This window comes from Enterococcus sp. 3H8_DIV0648 (genome assembly GCF_002140655.1).
Lineage (GTDB): Bacteria > Bacillota > Bacilli > Lactobacillales > Enterococcaceae > Enterococcus_A > Enterococcus_A hulanensis.
Genome location: NZ_NGLG01000002.1, coordinates 179,726 through 196,845, shown reverse-complemented (window position 1 = coordinate 196,845; position 17,120 = coordinate 179,726). Strand labels below are relative to the sequence as shown.

General features: G+C 40.3%; 15 protein-coding genes. 1 reads left to right on the top strand and 14 read right to left on the bottom strand.

Translation table 11 applies throughout. From position 1 onward, the window contains the following. Window positions 1–364 precede the first annotated feature (364 nt). From A5875_RS17315 to A5875_RS17305, 3 genes are all read right to left on the bottom strand, one after another. Entirely contained in the window at window positions 365–1,381 is a 1,017-nt protein-coding gene (locus A5875_RS17315; protein WP_088934846.1) for an NADH:flavin oxidoreductase, read from the bottom strand. A 243-nt stretch (window positions 1,382–1,624) separates the two neighbouring features. Continuing rightward, entirely contained in the window at window positions 1,625–2,119 is a 495-nt protein-coding gene (locus A5875_RS17310; protein WP_088934845.1) for a GNAT family N-acetyltransferase, read from the bottom strand. A gap of 15 nt (window positions 2,120–2,134) precedes the next feature. Beyond that, window positions 2,135–2,578, bottom strand: a complete 444-nt coding sequence (locus A5875_RS17305; protein WP_088934844.1) for a MarR family winged helix-turn-helix transcriptional regulator — start codon at window positions 2,576–2,578, stop codon at window positions 2,135–2,137. 280 nt (window positions 2,579–2,858) lie between these two features. Here A5875_RS17305 and A5875_RS17300 point away from each other — a divergent pair, with 280 nt between their 5' ends. Beyond that, complete coding sequence (locus tag A5875_RS17300; RefSeq protein ID WP_088934843.1) at window positions 2,859–3,506, top strand: FusB/FusC family EF-G-binding protein; 648 nt, start codon at window positions 2,859–2,861, stop codon at window positions 3,504–3,506. A gap of 45 nt (window positions 3,507–3,551) precedes the next feature. Here the strand turns inward: A5875_RS17300 and A5875_RS17295 are convergent, their stop codons facing one another. The 11 genes from A5875_RS17295 to A5875_RS17245 form a co-directional block, all read right to left on the bottom strand. After that, window positions 3,552–5,003, bottom strand: coding sequence for a DUF2142 domain-containing protein (locus A5875_RS17295; protein ID WP_242551140.1), 1,452 nt, complete (start codon window positions 5,001–5,003; stop codon window positions 3,552–3,554). A 95-nt stretch (window positions 5,004–5,098) separates the two neighbouring features. Further along, a complete protein-coding gene (gene pcp / locus A5875_RS17290; RefSeq protein WP_088934842.1) occupies window positions 5,099–5,743 on the bottom strand; it encodes a pyroglutamyl-peptidase I in 645 nt (214 codons plus the stop codon). A 29-nt stretch (window positions 5,744–5,772) separates the two neighbouring features. Then, a complete protein-coding gene (locus A5875_RS17285; protein WP_088934841.1) occupies window positions 5,773–6,717 on the bottom strand; it encodes a DUF979 domain-containing protein in 945 nt (314 codons plus the stop codon). A gap of 12 nt (window positions 6,718–6,729) precedes the next feature. Beyond that, entirely contained in the window at window positions 6,730–7,410 is a 681-nt protein-coding gene (locus A5875_RS17280) for a 5-oxoproline transporter, DUF969 family subunit (protein WP_088934840.1), read from the bottom strand. A gap of 15 nt (window positions 7,411–7,425) precedes the next feature. Beyond that, window positions 7,426–10,665: a M14 family metallopeptidase gene (locus A5875_RS17275; protein WP_088934839.1), complete on the bottom strand. Its 3,240-nt coding sequence runs from the start codon at window positions 10,663–10,665 to the stop codon at window positions 7,426–7,428. Between the two features lie 21 nt (window positions 10,666–10,686). Next, window positions 10,687–11,466, bottom strand: coding sequence for a glutamate 5-kinase (gene proB / locus A5875_RS17270; protein ID WP_088934838.1), 780 nt, complete (start codon window positions 11,464–11,466; stop codon window positions 10,687–10,689). 368 nt (window positions 11,467–11,834) lie between these two features. Further along, window positions 11,835–13,052, bottom strand: coding sequence for an MFS transporter (locus A5875_RS17265; RefSeq protein WP_088934837.1), 1,218 nt, complete (start codon window positions 13,050–13,052; stop codon window positions 11,835–11,837). A gap of 432 nt (window positions 13,053–13,484) precedes the next feature. Next, window positions 13,485–13,928 carry a hypothetical protein gene (locus A5875_RS17260; protein WP_088934836.1) on the bottom strand — a complete coding sequence of 148 codons (444 nt, stop codon included), beginning with the start codon at window positions 13,926–13,928 and terminating at the stop codon, window positions 13,485–13,487. 59 nt (window positions 13,929–13,987) lie between these two features. Beyond that, complete coding sequence (locus tag A5875_RS17255) at window positions 13,988–14,107, bottom strand: DUF3789 domain-containing protein (protein WP_088934835.1); 120 nt, start codon at window positions 14,105–14,107, stop codon at window positions 13,988–13,990. Window positions 14,108–14,204: 97 nt separating this feature from the next. Next, window positions 14,205–15,236, bottom strand: coding sequence for a D-alanine--D-alanine ligase family protein (locus A5875_RS17250; protein ID WP_088934834.1), 1,032 nt, complete (start codon window positions 15,234–15,236; stop codon window positions 14,205–14,207). A 322-nt stretch (window positions 15,237–15,558) separates the two neighbouring features. Then, on the bottom strand, window positions 15,559–16,977 hold the full coding sequence (locus A5875_RS17245) for a hypothetical protein (protein ID WP_088934833.1): 1,419 nt from the start codon (window positions 16,975–16,977) through the stop codon (window positions 15,559–15,561). Between the last annotated feature and the right edge of the window lie 143 nt (window positions 16,978–17,120).

Here is a 17,120-nt window from a genome sequence, read left to right as displayed (position 1 = left end):
GCCGACTAAAACAGTACTCATAAATGAAATCATTAAAAGAAATCTTAGATACTTCATGTCTTCCCTCCTAATTAGTTTTCAAGCCTCTTTCATTTCTTTAATTGTATCATATTATTTCTAACGTTTTCATTCTGTAGATACTCATGCGTTTTCAATTGTTGAATATCTGCTTCGGTCAAATAGCCGATTTCTTCTATCGTGTTTCCAACATAAGGATTTCCTAAGCCCACGATCGTAAAATCAACGTTGACCCCATCAGCAAGAACTGATTTTAAAAGCAGAATTATAGTTTAAACCTAAAAAAGTGGAACAGCCTTGGCTGCTCCACTTTTTTAGAGTATTTAACAAATTATTCAGAGTCATATCAGTTTTCCTGATTGCCCAATGTCCTAATCGCCTGTTTCGCCCAATCAGAATCTTTCAGAATGGCACGCCCCACACCGATCATATCCGCTTTTTTTTCACGGAGCAGTTTTTCTGCAACCTCAGCCTCCACAATACCGCCTGTCAGTAACACTGGAATTGTGACGTTTTGCTTGATCGCCTCTGTTAAATCACTGAAATATCCTTGCTCTTTCAAATCAGGATGAGTATAAAAACTAAACCCGCCTGAAATATCTAGTAAGCAGACGCCCGCTTTTTCGAATTCTTGTGCGGCGATCACACTATCAGCGATCGTTGTTCCTTCTGATCGATGATCGCTTGCACCTAATCGAATAGCGATCGGATAGTCTTTTCCAACGGCTTCACGAATCGCCTGAATGATTTCTAAATGAAGTCGGATTCTTCCTTCAATCGAGTTTCCGTTGTATTGATCCGTGCGTTTATTGGTTAAAGGGGAATAAAACTGCGTCAATAAATAGCCATGTGCAGCATGAATCTCCACCCCATCGAAGCCAGCTTTTTTTGCCCTCAATGCAGCGGCTGCGAAATCAGTGATCACCTTTTGGATATCCTCTTGAGTCATCTCCGTTGGAACCACCTTACTTCTAGCTCCTTTAGGCATCTCGATGGAACTAGCGCTCAACGGTTGGTGATCGGTAATTTCCTCTTTGGCTAACCCGCCGGCGTGGTTGATTTGCGCAAAAGTTATCGTGTGGTTTTGATGGATAGCAGCAGTCAACTTCTCCAATCCCTCGATATCACTGTCTTTAGCAATAGACAATTGTCCCTTGCTAGCCTTTCCTTCTGGATTGATATAGCTGTGTTCTGAAATAATTAATCCAATGTAGCTGCCAGCAGATTTCTCAGCATAATAGTCGCAAAGTTCTTGTGTTACTTCTCCATTTTCGTTGGACTTTGCGGTTGCCATCGGCGGCATCGTTAAACGATTGGAAAGTTCTAACTGCCCAATGTTGATTGGCGACGTTAATAAACTCATGACTAGACCTCCTCTTTTACAGATAAAATTATCGAATTCTTTATGCTATTAGTTTATCAGTTTCCTAGCGTTCATAATAGGGTTTTCACAAGGATAAAAAACTGCACCTGCTTCATCTAAATGACTATATGTTAAATACATTCCATCTCACTTATTTCTTTTGCGATATTTTTATCTTATTAATCCCATTCATCAAAAAGCCCTTAACGACATCTTTTTGATGTAATTAAGGGCTGTGATAGCTTAATCCTTCGTTAAATCTCTCATAAAGAAGACTGTATCGACGTCCATTAAATGATAGTCTTTTGGCATTTCGCTTTTATCGATCAGCTCAAAACCGTTTTTCTTATAAAACTTTTGAGCTGCCTTCAGCACATCGACGGTTCCTAAGTATAGATGCTCATATCCCTGATCCTTACAATAAGCAACTAAGGTATTCAGCAAGCTTTTCCCGACTTGCTTCTCACCGCGAAATTCTTTTGCCGCAAACATTTTTTTAATCGCACCATTGTGATTTCCCAGCTTCACTAAAGCAATCGACCCAACGACTTTCTCGTTAGAAAGTGCGACCCAAAAATTCCCGCCAGTATCGATGTATTCTTCTTTGATTTTTAACAGATCCGGCTGGTCCTCAATACTAATAGCGATATTGAACTCCTCTCGTTGAATCGGAAGAATCAAATCAACCACTTCTTGCGTATATTTTTCTTCAAATGGAACAATCTTTACTTCTGACACTGCAATCAGCTCCTTTTATTCGTTCTCCAGCTCATTGGGAACAACTTTGTATAATATTTTTTCAATCGTCTTCATGGCAGCGACCAATTCCTGATAATTTTCACTGTCTAAGGGTTCTAATAATTCCAAAACTTTTTGATCAGACTGCTCTTCCACGTATTTGTTCAATTCTAAGCCCTTCTCTGAAAGATAAAGATGCAGAATTCTGCTATCCTCAGAATTTTTCTCCTTGAAGATATACTCATCTCGTTCCAGTTTGCTTAGCTTCCGGCTTAAATAACTTTTTTTGATATTCAGATATTTTGTCAGTTCATTCGCAGTAATACTCGGATGACGGCCAATTTCTCCCAAGATCCGCATTTCAATCATGGAATAATCCAGATTAAATACCTTTTGATCAAATACACCTAAAATTCTCGTGTAGTACCGATTAAACTTTCGAACCTCATGGGTATCCACGCAGTATCACGACCTTCCCTTTGATAGTTTACTATATCAACTAATTTGAGTATAAAACAATTAGTTTACTTTGACAACTATTTTCGATTAATCAGAAAAAACTTGTAGAAATGCCCGGAATGGTTTATTCTATCGAAGGTGTGGATCATGCAGCACAAGGAGGAGATCATGATGATAAGCTCATCTTGTATCGTACGTTCAAAGAAATTAATAATGAATCAGTAAATTATTAGTTCTTTGATGGAAAAAGTTTCCTCAAAGATCAGAAACGAGGAAAACGATGAATACAGAAAAATTAATTTTAAAACCATACGAATATTGGTATTGCAAACAACAAGTCAGCGAACTTATCAGTGCCTACCATTCAGTCAATGATAAGCAAACAATTTCGACCCTGCAAACATTAATCAAAGGAAAAACCGAAGAATTTTTCAGCCGCGATCCATTGCTGGAAGCTTATTGGGAAAAATTTCTTGATACAGGACTCACTAGAGAGAAATTCGAAAAGCTTTTTGCGGAAATGAAGCAATTTATCATTCCAATGGACGCTCCCTCGACAAAACAAATCGAAAAAAGCTTTCGCAAAGTCAAAAAAATGCAGTATCCAGAATTGGATACCTTGGATTTTCGTGAATTAAGTTATCTCGGCTGGAACGACAGCGGAACGAATCGCAAGTACCTGCTGCGAAAAATCGATGGCCGCTTCACTGGTGTTTATGGAACCTTTAGCACAGACGTGCAAAAAGGCCATTGCGCTATCTGCAATCAAATCAGTACTGTCGCCTTCTTTTTGGCAACAACTAAATCTTCCGGCGATGGAACCTACACGAAAAAAGGCAACTATATTTGCACAAACAGCGATCAATGCAATCGCCAGTTAACACAATTAGAAACCTTCGAACGCTTTTGGGAAACGGTGACGAAATAAAGTAGAAGAGCCTCAACGATTGATTTATCGTTGAGGCTCTTTTGCTTAGCCAACCGGATATCGGTTTGTTAGTGTGATCATCGCTGCAATCAAAACTAAAATGATGCCCAGCGAAGCGGCAATATTCAACTTATTATTTTTAATATTGAGAATCTTTTCTCTACTGGAAAAAAGCGGAACGATCAGTAAACTCGTCGGAATAAAGTAACGGCCCTGCAATCCTTCGATGGAAGCAGTGCGACCAACCTTATTCCAAATCTGATAAAGAGCGAAAAATGTCAAGATCGTATACAGGAACATCATCGCCACCACGATCACTCGCTGATGAAAAATGAGCCCTTGACTGTCTTTTTCCTGCACAAAGCAGGCACCAACCAGTGTCATGCAGTATAGCACGACCCAGTGAAAGCCCATCGGTGCATCCAGCAAACCAAACATCCCGACAAAAGAGTAAACGATATGATCGCCTTTTGTTCCAAATAGATAGTTGTCGCGAAAATTCTCAAAAAAGAGCGATGGCTCTTTTAAAAACTTCGTGACCTGTTCACTAGGATTCGCAAAATCACGATAAAGAAGCTGCTGGTCGATCATCATTCGATTCCACAATACATAAAACAGAATACAGGCAACAAAAATACTACTTCCCCATATCGCTTTTCGATTAATGCTGAAGGACTTATTGGGAATCAAGAAAAACAACATTCCTAATACGATCAACGTCGGTTTTAATAAAACTAAATTCACCATTAATAGCGCGCTGAATGCCAGCTTCACGTCGGAGATCGTCTCTTTTCCAATCAACGATGAGATCCATGCGATAAAATAGAAGCTCACTGCAATGATCATCGCATCGCCGGAAACTGAGGAAGCCAAAAAGAGCGCCATCGGATTCAAGCCAAGGATCGTTGCCCCTAATTTCGAAAAAGGAAATCTTTTGATTGCTAACGATACGATCAAGATATAGAAAATCAAATTTAAATACCTTGCAGCGTAATATTGCCAAATAATAGGTTTTCCTAATGCTTTTCCTATTTTGATACCGATAATTTGAGGAATGTAATTAACAAAGAAGTAATTCGTGATCCCACCGGTACCAATAAAGGCCTTTTCTCCATTTTTGATTTTCTGCGCATCGACTTTATATTGATAAGGATATTTTGCGTTCTTACCGTTTTTATCTACAGCATAGGAATTCATACTTTTCATTTCATAAGGAACTTCAAAACCAAACTTTCCCCAGGTACTCTCGTTTTTTGAGAACTTCTTGCTTACCGCCTGAGGCTTCACCTTTAATTCTGAAAAAGCATACGCCTTAATAAAATGACCGATCTCATCAGGTGCTTGAATTGGTGGAACAATGTTAATCATCAATAATCCGAAGATGACTGCTAACAGTAAAAACAGTCGATTAGGAAAAGTGATTCTTTTTATAGTGCCTAACATATTCAAACCCCCGTCTGTTAATTTATCGATAATACCACCCCATTCGATGACCATTTCAATTATACCCTTTCCGATATTCGCAATAAAGGAATTATTTTAATAAAAAAATCGAGCACAAATTACAATGCTCGATCTTTCTTCTATTATATTTACATAATTGTTCCCATTGCGACATTTTGATCTTCATCCGTTGTCACTGCGGCAGCAACTGCGGCTTCCAGACCTTTAGCAATCGTTTCAACTGACAAACTTGGTGTTCCAACCGGCAAATCTAAAACTTGTTCTGGCAAATACGGAACATGGATGAATCCGCCTTTGATATCTTTGTTTTGCTTATCTGCTAAATACAGCAAGCGATACATGATATCGTTGCAGACGAATGTTCCTGCTGTGTATGAAACACTTGATGGAATGCCTCCTTCTTTGACCTTGCTGACCATCGCCTTAACTGGAATTGTCGCAAAATAAGCTGTTTCGCCGTCTTCGAAAATCACTTGGTTCAATGGCTGCTGCTGTTCGTTATCTGGAATACGGGCTTCCATTAAATTGATCGCAACTTTTTCGATTGAGATATCTGAACGACCGCCTGCCTGTCCGACACAAATGACAATGTCTGGCTGTTGTTCTTCAATCGCCTTCGCCAGAACTTCGCCGTCCTTTTTGAAAACCGTCGGGATTTCTAATTTATGGATCGCTGCTCCTTCAATTGTATCAGGCAATAATTTTACTGCCTCAAACGCAGGATTTATTTTTGCTCCGCCAAAGGGATCAAAACCGGTAATTAATACTTTCATCACGCTCACCTTTTTCTTTCAAAATATTTCTATTTAAATAGAATCATATAGCCAATTTGGAATACTAAGAAAATAACTGCTAACACAGCTTGGTTCTTGATAACGCCAAAACGGTCCTTCATTTCTAACATCGCGACAGGCACGATATTGAAGTTCGCCGCCATTGGTGTGCACAGCGTTCCGCAATACCCGCAGGTCAAGGCTACCATACCGATCAAGACTGGATCAGCACCATAGGCTAAAACAAATGGCGCACCAATTCCGACTGTCATTACTGTGATCGCCGCAAAGGCATTCCCCATAATCATCGTAAACAGCATCATACCGATCGCAAAAACAATGATCCCTAGATTCACATTGCCCTTCGGTATTACTTTTGCTACCAGCTCTGAGATTACTTCCCCAACTCCTGCCGCGGTAAAGATCGCACCCAAACTCGCCAGCAGCATTGGCAGCATACTTAATGGACCTACAGTTGACAGCATCCGTTCTGCATCATCTAAGAATACCTTTGGTTTGTTTGAATTTGAATAAATCATCAAAATGACGATTGCTACTAATACACCGACTCCGACACCAACTAAAGCGCCTAATTGAGTAAACACCGCGAAAATAATCGCAAATATCCCCATTGACAAGGCCGGAATAAATATCTTCATTCCAATCTTATCCGCCATTTTCTTAGTAACCGTTTCTGTAGGCGCACTTTCTTTTCCTTTGCTGACCTTTTTAAAAATTGGCGGCAGGGTCATAATAATGACTAATACCCCATTGATCATTGGCGGAATCCAGCGTCCAAACATCATTACCACACCTAATGCACACCAGAAGATCGCTGTTCCAATCGGTGTCGCATTGTCTTTGTCACGGGCATTTTTGATCCCAGTATAGACAGCGACAGCTCCCATAATAATATATATAATTTCAAGTAATTTTTCAGATAATAAGACTTCTTGACTTAGAAAAAATGACATCTGCTTTCCCCCCTACTTATCGTTACCGTAGTATTTTTTGTAAAGTTTTCGATCTTTTAAGAAGTAGTAAACAATCGCTACGATGACAGCGAACAAGGCCACCGGAATTTCAACCTTCGCCAAATCAAGCAGGCTTGTTTCGTATCCTAAATCTTTTAGTGTTGCCTGCACCAGCAAAGCTCCTGGTCCACCAACGAACAATACTTGGAAGAAGAACCAAGCAATATTTTCCATCCCTGATGACATTCCTTTTAATTCTTCAACATAATCCTCTTCTGGATTTTTGCCTTTGGCCTCGATCGAACCGATCACCATCGGCATAATGATTGGACGGACAAAACCTGCCACACCGCCAAAACTAATATTGAAGGCCGCAAAGATCGAGCGCATCACACCATAAGCGCCAATCACCGCTCCGGCCGAAGCATTTTTGATTTTTCCAATCAGCTTGGCCGCAGACTCCTTCAGACCATTTCGTTCCAAAGTACCCGTAACTAACATGATTAGAATGAAGATCGCCATCGAACGGTTAGAAACAAAGCTGGTTCCTAATGTCGTCAACAATCCTTCGACTCCCAAACCACCAGTGATCGCCGTAACGATCGCCGCTACTAAGATGATCAGAATCGAATCTAGCTTTAAGGCAAAGCCGATAATAACAATTAAAATACCTATTAACTTAACTAATTCCATATAAAATTTTCCTCCTTAATGTGATGCAATAATCGGCCGCAGCCGAGTATAGCTGATAGTTATTTCCTCGTCTGTTAAAACTGACGAAGTTTGATAAAGAGTGGTTGCCGCCAATAGCAAATCAATCGTCGCTAAATCATGAACCACATGGGCTTGAGCACACAGCGTCAAGTATTCCCCTTGCGCCGTTTCATCCGCGACCTCACTTGTATATGCAACCGAGGTCAGCCACGGAAAACGAATCGATGGGTAACGATGCTGCGGATCAGCTTTAAACCCAATCCAATAATTGATCATTTCCTTGTAATAATCTGCCGGAAACATCTTAGGCAGCCACTTATGCGCATACACTTCAAATTGTGCCGCCCACTCCTCATTCCATCGCTTCATTTCCGGAACAGCGCCGATGGCATCCGCGATCGCATCCTCAATCTGTTTATTCAACACGATATTGGACCGATATTCATCATTCGTCGCGACCCAAAAATAGCCGTACAGCAATGAACGAGGAAGCCAGAAGCCTTTATATGACGGTGAAGTGTAACCGGAAAATGGCTGTTCCCATTCGTGGGTAGGCACTCCGTGATTATCCACCATCACATCAGGAACGAAGCGTTCATACAAACGAGTCATTCCCATTGCTTCGGTATGCTGCGTTTCAAGATTGAAATATTCATGGTAAAACTCTTTTCCAACGCCATTAAAGCGTGCCACATGTAATTTCCATTCAGGCGTCGTCTTTTGCAGCTCATAATGAATCGCCGCGCCATCCACATTTTCTAAAGGCACAATCACCAGATTTAGTTGATCCGCCAGATCCTGATATTTCGGATCGGTCAATAATTCCTTCAATAATAAGAAGGCACCATTCGTTCCCGAAACTTCGTTGGCATGATGACGAGCGTTGATGATCTCTGATGGATGATTCGTCAATCGCTTCGTTTTCGAAAGATAACCGGAACCTGCGTCCTTCTGCAATAATTCGATTGCATAGATTTCTCGACCCAAATATGAAGTAGCGATTTTATAAACCGCGATCTGCGGCACTCGCTTCAATTGATCGATAATCGTCAAATATTCCTCATAGCCAATGACTTGATCTGGTAATAAATCAATCTGATCGATCGTTAAATCCTGTTCGACTTCTGCTTTTTCTGGCATTTTTCTTACTGCAAAACGCTGATCATCCACTTGAAAGACAAGCCCGTCATATAAACCAAAATCAAACTCCTGCGCCACTAGCCCTTGCTCCAATAATTTCGCATAAGCTGCTACCACATTCGCCGCTACCCCATCGACCTTGATCGTCGCAACCAATCGCTGCTGGTGATAAGTGATAGATTGAAGCGTACAATTAACTTTTTTACGATCATTCGGGTGAGCTAAGACTTGACCCTCTGTAATAATTTGCGGCTCCTTTTTTACCTGTTCAAAAAGCGTTGCTTTAAATTGTGGTCGGCCAGTGTTTTGGCGAATCACCGGTAAGATCAATCCCGGTTCTTCAAACATTTCGCCGCAGGCCTCCAAGCCATAATTTTTAAAATAATCGGCTCCGGCAAAGTAAAGATCCTCATGCAGCGCATCTAAACTCGACAGCAAATCATTTCGGCTAGAAAGACGCTCATCGGGTTCGCTAGCAAGAATATCTAGCTTTAATTGAGCAAAGAACGGCTGCTGCTCCTTCGAAACTTCTCCTGCTGCTCGTTTTTCAATCCATTTACGACATTTCGGTAATACATCCTCTTGATAATGCGTCCAGATTTTTTCAATGTCCGTCGCGAATTCTTCTGTTAAATAATTTTCCCCATTGATTTCCACCTGGAGTCTGCCAGTCGGTGGATGAACCTTGCCCATTCCCGAATACTCACTAAGATAGGGTCTTTCAGAGTAGCTTGCCTGATAAGTCCAGCGCTCCGTACCCGATGCAGTCTGCACCGCCACCTCATAGGTCAGCTCTTCCTCGCCAGAATAGGTGACAAACTCGATCTGATCAGCCTTCAAATCAAAGGCCGCCATCAAATTATCTTGAATCGGATACAATTCCTGCAAATAGCGGATCGGCAAGTCGTTCCATTTCTCCGAATCATGACCATTTACATTATTATAAGAAGGCGTCGCCCCCGACTCCTCGGTCCATTCCGTCACACCAGCTGGTAAAAACGGCTTAAAAGCAATTGTAATCTTTTCAATTTTCTGACTTTTCAGCTTAGGAATGAGCACCTCGTTGATCCACGAAAAGCCCTGCTTATGGGCACAAATCAATTCAACAGAGCCTGTTGCCTTACGCTGCGCTAATTCTGCTTCGATTTTTTCCTTCAATTCTTTTCGTACTTGACGATCTTCACTTAGAACGCCTTGAATCTCTACCTGATCTCCTGCCTGAATTTTCGGATAAACTGAGGTGAGCATCTGTAAAAACTCATCGACTTCCCAAGTCAAATCAAAATCTTTCTGCCAAGCCTCAACCATGGATCGATGATTGATGAAGGTCGTCTTAGGAAAAGCCGTTTCGATTTCTTCTTGACGCTGCAGAAATTCTGGTGATACATAAGCAGTCACATTATCTGTCGCTATACTTGCAGCATAAGCTAACTGCCCATCCAAATTTTTCAACAGAAAACTGTCGACCAATTTCTGCAGATAGCTGGTCCATGTCTCAAAAGTCGAAAGCTGTGGAAACTGTTCACACAAAATAGCCGAAAACACCTCCAGCTCTTTTCCTGTTCCTTCTATAATAACCAGCTCATCCTGTTGCAGGATTTGACAGCGTTCTGCTTCTCTGAATAAAATCGCAGGACCGCCTTCATACTTCTCAACTAACAGCCAATCATTGATAGCCGTTGTCTCCATCCCAAGACGAAAGGCAAAATTACTCGCTGCCACCATGACCGAGCCATCGCACTCTTCCGGAATGATCAATCTCACTGCCAGCTCATCAGGCAAAAAATCATGATTCTGATCTCGCAAGAAAGGACCAACACTAAATATCTTCTCCAAACCTGTTACATCGCGCCACTCGAAATCGATCACCGCTTCTGCATACTCATTAGTTGCTTGGTAATCCTCCGGCTGTTTTTCAGTTCGAGTCTTGTTTTTCACCCAATCAGATAACTCCTCCATGGACGGCGCAAACTCTCCCTCGCTCGTACTAGCAATTGGAAATGTCGTCTGCTCGCTAAAAAAGCCTGAGATCAAAGCCGCCTGAATCGCTTCTCGTTGTTTTGAAAAAGGTAATTGCTCCTGTACTCTTAACATCACTTTCCCTCCCTTTATGTATTAATATTTTTTAAACAAAGTTCCGACTTCCTGTCCTGCCAAAATATCAAACAGCACATACGGACTCTTGCCATTTGCCAAAACCATGGAAATATCCGCAGTCAATGCCCCTGTCGCTGTTTTCAACTTGCTCTTGATCCCGCCGCGGCTCAGCTCTCCCAAGTGAGGATCAGATTCTTCCAATAAACGCTGATCAATTTCACTCAAATGAGAAATCATCGTCGCCTGTTCATTGACTAACGGATTTTCCGAATATAAGCCGTTGACATCCGTCAGCATCACCAGCAAATCTGCTTGAACCGCTTCGGCTACTAATAAGGATAATTCGTCATTATCCTCAAATTTGTTTTGGCACTCTTCTCCATCAATCGTTACTGCGTCATTCTCATTAATGATCGGTAAAATTCCATGAGCTAAGAGTTCATGGATCGTTTCAGTAAAAGCCTGCCGACTTTCTGCTACCGCTAAAATCTCACGACTCACTAATAGCTGTCCGATTGCTTGCTCATGTTCTCTAAACGCCGCTTCATAGAGACTGGTCAAAATCCCCTGACCAACAGCCGCTGCCGTAAACTTGGAGACCGCACCTAATTGCGTAAGGCCCGCACCCACAGCTCCCGAAGAAACCAAGATAAGCTTCTTTCCAGCCGCTATCAGTTCAGACAGCACCTCAGCCAGTTTTGAAATAGCTGGTTCAAGAACTCCCGTTTCCGGTGACACTAGCAGACTAGTACCGACCTTTACCACAATGATATCTGCATGTTTTATATCTTCTCTCATAATTACACCTTAACTATAAAAAACAGACGAAAAACTAAATAGAACTAATCCCGTCTATTGCATGTTTATTATTTTCTGCTAATAGTATCACAAATCTCTCTCCATGAAAATATTTTATTTTTCTAACCTAACAACACTTTCTTCAACAGTCCATTTATGTTATCCAGATTATCGTATAATTAAAAACATTGATTTTCTCTCACTCAACTTAGTATTGTTATTTTTACAATAGTATCATTTGAATTTATCACAAATTAAAAATCATAAAAAAACTAATATTCAAATATAAATAACGACTCTCATCATAAAAAAGACTTCGATAAATTATCGAAGTCTTTGACAGAGATAGATTAGATAGGTAAATTTTTTTAGCTCTCTTCACTATGAAAAAGCCGAAGCAAACCAAGAATCACCAAAGAAACACCACAACCAATTACCAGCCATTGAATTTTAAGCACATCTGCAAGCGGGCCAAAAATCGCCGTACCCAGCGGCATAAATCCACTATACATCGCGCCTAGAAGTCCAAAAATGCGACCCTGTTTCTCCGCCGGAACATGTTCCTGAAGCATCGTTGTGGTGGCTGTCTGAACGACGGGAATGAAAAAGCTCATCATAAACATCATTACTGCAAATAGCCAGAAGATATATGTGAAGCCCAGTACCAACGAAAATGTGCCGAAGCAGACCAGCCCAAAGACCAGTGTCTTAGTTCTTTGCTTAAAGCCGCCCCAAGTTCCCAGTAAAATTCCGCCTAGTACCATTCCAGCAAAACCAGCCATTTCATTCACTGTTAAGTACGTATAGCTATTTCCGAAGGTTCGTTCGATCATTAACACCGTTAAAAAGCTGGACGGAACAGAGAGAAAAATAAATGCACCATATGTGAGCAGCAGCCGCTTAACAACCAGCTCTTTCGCTGCGTAAGAAATTCCAGCTTTCATGTCCGCAAAAAATGTTTGTTCACTCTGTTCTGCTTTTTTCAGCTTCGTGATCGTGACAAAGCTTAATAGAATAATGCCGATTAATGCCGTTGCCACATCAAGTAACAATAACCAGTGAAAAGAACCAATCGATAAAACAGCACCGGCAACCGCCGGAGAAGCAAATTGCACGATAGCCATCATGCTGCTATTGATCCCGTTATACCGAATCAGCTGTTCCTCCGGTACGATCTGAGGAATAACCGCACTCACAGCCGGTGTTTGTATCCCCGAACCAACTGAACGCAGAGCGGATACCAAAACCAGCAGCGGAAGAATGTTGGCTGTTTTTCCAAACATGAATATCAGCGCTAAGACCAATGTGACTACCGCAATCCCCGCATCCGCTAGTATAATCAGCCGCTTTCTCGAATAGCGGTCCGCCCACACTCCGCCAAAAAAAGAAAGAAGCATTTGCGGAATAGTAGAACTTAACGTAAGCACCGTCAACCAAAATCCAGATGATGTCTCTAACGCCACCTGCCAGATAATCGCCATCTGAACAATCGACGAACCAAATAAAGTGATTCCCTGACTGATAATAAATAGCACGGCCCTCCGACGCCATAATGACGAGTGTCCCTGCACCTCTCCTGTAGCCATAATATCTCCCTCACTTTCTTAGTACCAAAATAGTTTACTAAGAAACGTAAGCGTGGTGGCATAGTGGAGAGTTGGTTTTTTTACTTGATGTTAAAGCTGATTATTCTCACGTTGAGACAATTACAACGAATCACCAAAACCTCTCAATTCTAATCCTTCAGCTTCTGTTTCAATCTTTGTTCCCAGTTAATTATCAGCACAGCCTCAAATAGCCAACCCACGATAATTATAAATAATAAAACCTCTATCACCATTTTCTTCCCTTCTATATTAAGTAATCAGTTTTTCTTGCCCTTAAAAATTTTGAGAACTTCAGATTTGATATTTAACAAGATTGCTCTTTTCTAAGTATAGTAATTTGTTTATTTCAAATGTCCATCATTAAACAACAAAAGTTATTTCAATCCCGCAATTTAACCAAGCAGCCCTTAACTAATAATCGATAAAAATCGTCCAGCCATCAAAGCTTCTTTTACTTGTCTCTCTGATGGTATTACTTGCTTCGTTCTCAGCCTCTAATGCTTCTGTATATGTAGCATCCATGCTTTCTGGAAGATCGCAGGCAATGACTTTTTCAATCCATTGATTCTTTTCAGCCATTGGTAAATACTTAAACTCGTTAATCCTCCAGATACAATCTTCTAATGTTTGGAACATTGATTTTTCTATCTCATAAAGTTGCTGTTCACCTATTTCAATCACATTGATTAATTCTTGCAATTCAGAATGCTTGTCACATTTAGCTAACTGTTGAAAATATATATCCTTAGTTTCTTCAGTGGTATATTCTAAAGTCTCAATCTTTCTTCGAATCTCTTCTTGCAATATTTCTTCAGTTGAATCCATACCCATCTCTATATTATTTTCCATTTTCATCACCGCATTTTCCTTAAGAATTGAACGCTGACACACTACAGTGCAAATCTCGTTTCCGGCTATTCCTTTAGCTCTCTATTTTCTCTATCATCGGTCCTTCCAACCTGTACTAAACACATTACTGCTACTCCCATAAATCCCCCAAGCAGAAATAAACCAAGACCAATAACAAAACTCATCGTTCCCCTCCATTTTCTAAACGTGTATTTAAATGACGAGCTTTCGAACTTTTTGGAAAGATTCAATTATTCAAAAAAATCGAAAGCTTACACCTTTTTATACTAAAACTTGCAATTCATATTTTTTTAAAGACTCGTTGATAATACTTTCGCAAAGCTCGGGAAACTCAATTCCCTCAGCAGCGGCTGCTTGCGAAAACAAACTATTCGTCATCATACATGGCAAAGAATTGACCTCAGTCACAAAAATACGATTGCTTTTATCCAATAACAAATCTGTCTTCGAACAAACGGACAATCCTAATACACGATGTATCTTCAATGCTAAAATCTTCATCTGTTCGACTAAGTGCCTCTCGACATTCGCAGGCACAATGTCTTCCATTCGATTTTTTTGATACTTATTTTGATAATTATAGAAGCCTGATTTTGGAATCATTTCGATTACCGGCAGTATTTGATCTCCGAGTATCCCTACAGAAAACTCTCTACCTTCAATTTTTTCTTCTATTAATATCCTGTGACTATCGGAATAATGAAATGCTTCTTTGATCGCTATCTTTACCTTTTGCTCTGTTTCAACTACAGAAATTCCTAAGCTGGACCCGCTATCGATCGGCTTCACCACCGCTGGTAAATGAACCTTGGCTAGTTGATCCAAGTTAGAGACCACGATCCAATTAGCCGTAGGTATACCATGAAATCGCATCAGCTTTTTCGTTACCAGCTTATCCATCGCCAATAGACTGCTTTGAGAATCTGATCCAGTATACTTAATATTGTATATATCAAACATCGCCTGCAATTTCCCATTTTCACCGATACCACCATGTAGGGCAAGAAAAGTAATATCTGCACTATCACAGATTTCTAGAATATTTGAACCGATTTCATTTTCCAAGCTTTTCCCAGAATCTGGCAGCACTTCTGAAACCTCATAATAATAGTGATCCGTCTTGCATTCTTCATACGCACGATCAAAGCTGGTATATTTCGGTGTTCCAACTAGTAAATCTATTAACAAAACTTGGTGACCTTTTGCTATCAGCGCATTCGCGATCTTACTTCCCGAAGCCAGCGAGACTTCCCGTTCACTACTTCTGCCACCTGCTAAGACAACTATTTTCATAATATGCTTATTATCCCTTCTTTCTTACCGATGCCATAAAGTTAATCAGCATACTAAAAAATTCATTCGTTACTTTTTGCGATGAACGTTCCTTCTTGATCGATTTTTTTAAGGTTGTCGCATATAGCAATTTTTGCTTCAATATCCGGATGATTCTCTACATTTTGAAATTATCAATTTGAACTTCATTCTTCTCCAATGCCTGACCTGCTTTTGGAAAGCAAAAGAAACAGACAATTATACCAACAAAGAACACTATTTTTTCATGGATACTCCTCATTTCTGATTTATCAGCACATCGAATCTTTACGAATTGACTACCTTACTCATCCTTATCTAAAATGGCTGAGTCTTCGGCAGTGGCAGGAGCAGCAAGAGGTACTTTCAACGGATTCCCATCATTATCTAACGTAAAACTGCCATCCCTAGAAAGTCCGTTCACTTCCAATACTTTGGCGAACTTTGCTTTATCATTTTTTGTTCTTACATAGTTCTTCTCCAGATAAGTTAAGAACTCTTGAAGTGTCGTTGCCTTTGATTCAGCCATTACTGTATGCATGATGCCAAGACTTAACTTCTTTTGCTCCAGTTCAGATAATTCTTCATCTAAATATCTAAGAGCTATTGAGTAGTCCTCATCCTTCGAAATTACATCTATCAAATCATATAAAACCAGTAGAACAGTCATATTAGTTGATTTGCCAAAAAGTCGATTAACTCCGTTGTACTTATCCGTTTGTACTAGAGAATCAATCCAATCAAGATCGTAATTTCTCGCAAACATCTCATCGTTAATCAACGCCCAACCTTCTTTATAACTGACTCTTGGATTTGCATTGTATGAATATTGTCCCTCATACCCGCCGCTTGGTGCATAGGCATATCTATACCAGTTCCAGTGTGTCCATTCATGCATGACTGTTCGTTTGAGAATTACAGGATCGATAAATCTCGTTCGATCACTTCTATCTGCGACAACAATATCAGGTACGCCTCCACCAAGATGACCGTTCTTATTAAATCCATTACTTTTGTCAATCATCTGGTCTTTTTCAAAATTCATATTAATTGGTGCTAGTTCAAAAGGTTTAGTATCTGGAAACAAGTCATTTGCCTTAGCTACATTATTAGAATATTCTTGGACGGATTGCTCAAAAATGTAATTGATTTTTGCTGCCACATAATTGTAAAAATACGTATCTGGATTACCTGCTACACCAAATCTAGCCGTATTTGAAGAAACATTGATTACTGAGTTCGCTGGAATCGTTCGAGCATGATGAAATGTGTACGGCTTCCTATTGTAACGCTGAACAAACCCTCTCTCAGAGTTTCCTAGGTAAAATCTGACAATCAACGAGGTTACTTCATTTGGGATATTGGGAAAGCTCAACCCTGCAATCTCACCAGTGACATTTGTCCTTCCCTCATGTAAAAGAGTCTCTTTTCCATCCAAAGAATACGAGACTGAAAAATTTGTTTTAGGCATTGGTACAGGAGTAACGTTCTTTGTACCATCCGTAATTTCAAAATAGATTTTCTCTATTTTCACTGTACGACTGCCAGCAACAGCACGTGTAGCTCTCGGCTTTTTGTCATCTGGGTCAATAAACTCTCCGTCAGATTCTTTAGACTCTATGCTTTGAGTTGCTGCCTTTTCTTCTCCTCTTGCTTCTACCGAATTGAATACACCTATCCCCAACAAAAATGAACCCACTACTACAAGCAACACTTTTTTCATATTTAACTCCTCATTTCTTGTCAATCACCTTCAACCATTTGCTCACCCAGTTCAAAATCTTCAATTTTACTACTATAGTTTTTCAAATTATTTGAATACTTGAAACTACCGTCTGTATTAATACCTGTCTCTTATACACATCT